This window comes from Pseudomonas sp. SG-MS2 (assembly GCF_009933855.1).
Lineage (GTDB): Bacteria > Pseudomonadota > Gammaproteobacteria > Pseudomonadales > Pseudomonadaceae > Aquipseudomonas > Aquipseudomonas putida_E.
Map to the genome: position 1 here is coordinate 1 of NZ_MOMO01000073.1, position 1,306 is coordinate 1,306.

At 60.4% G+C, this 1,306-nt stretch carries 2 protein-coding genes; both read left to right on the forward strand.

The window, feature by feature from the left end; genetic code table 11:
* The coding region (locus BLX42_RS05925) for a hypothetical protein (protein WP_218580307.1) at positions 1–256 on the forward strand (256 nt) is incomplete at its 5' end.
* A gap of 820 nt (positions 257–1,076) precedes the next feature.
* On the forward strand, positions 1,077–1,306 hold a 230-nt coding region (locus tag BLX42_RS05930; protein WP_161871352.1), incomplete at its 3' end, for a hypothetical protein.

The following is a 1,306-nucleotide window of genomic DNA, read 5'->3' on the forward strand; positions in this document are numbered from 1 at the left end:
GCCGCGCGCCACTGTCACCGCCTCGTCGCTTCTGCTCTACAGCAGCAAGGACGCGGGGGCCACATTTCAGCTCATCGACTCTGAGCTGATGGCGGCTTACACCCTGGCGGCAACCACAGCCATCCCAGAAACAAGCTTCGGAAACATCAGCCAAGATACGCCTTTGCGCCTTCAGGCGGGCGAGCAACTCTACGTGGGTTCCCAGGTGGCGCTGGCTGCCGGGATTCAGTTCCGCTCTGAAGGGGGCGACTTCTAATGAGCTTTGGTAATCCGTTGGGAAATCCGCTCGGGAATCCGCTAGGGCTTCCGCGGGCCAACAGCTCTGGCGCTGAGATTAATCCTCGAACCATTTATATCGCCGGTTCAACTACGCAGCACACAGAGGGAGTTTTCGAGATTCCGTCGGATGCTACGTTCGCAAGAGTCACGGTTATTGGCGGAGGGGGAGGTGGAAACTCATCTCGTGGCGGCGGCGGCGGCGGCCTGAGTCGATCCGCAGTTTTGAGGGTGCGACCGCGAGAAGTAATTTCTTACGCCATCACCCAAGGCTCTGCGCCGCAAACGGCAGGGGGTACGGCAACTGCTTTGTTCCGAGACTATAGCCTCATGGCTACTGGAGGTGCCGCAGGAGTCACCGGAGTGAATCTCGGCGGTGTTGGATCAGGTGGGGATATAAACAACTCTGGCGGTAAATCCGGCGCAGCCTCAGCAAACCAGTCTGGCGGCGGCGGCTGCGCCGGCATCAGCGGGCCAGGTGGTGATGGAGCGGTAGTCACTGGATCTAGCTCACGATACGCAGGTGATGGCGGGGGTGGAGGAGCGGCAGGTGATGCCAATAGTGCCTGTGGTGGCGGCGGTGGATTTGGTCAGCCTGGCGGTGACGCATGCACGGCTGGTCGAATTTACCACGCAATCCAAACCAATTTGAGCGGCCCAACCAAAGGATCTTCTATTCCTTCATATGGCGGCGGCGATGGAGGAAGATTCGGCGGCGGAGGCGGGGCGGGGACCAGAATCCCGACAGCGTATTCTGCCGGCGGTGTTGGCGGAATAATCATCGAGCTATGGTGACCATCATGATCAAAGTCCAAAACGGCATCGCCACCCGCGAACCCATCCCGGCCTTCCTCATCGGCTTGGCACCAGAGTCTCTGGCCGACCTGTCGTGGACTGATCCCCAGTTGGGCGTACAGGGCTGCGCGTGGTGGCCAGAGGAAAGCGCCGATGGAGAACTGGCCGCCGAAATGAAGTGGGGCACTGAGATTCTGACCCCGGACCTCGAGCGCCAGGTGGTCATCGTCACGCA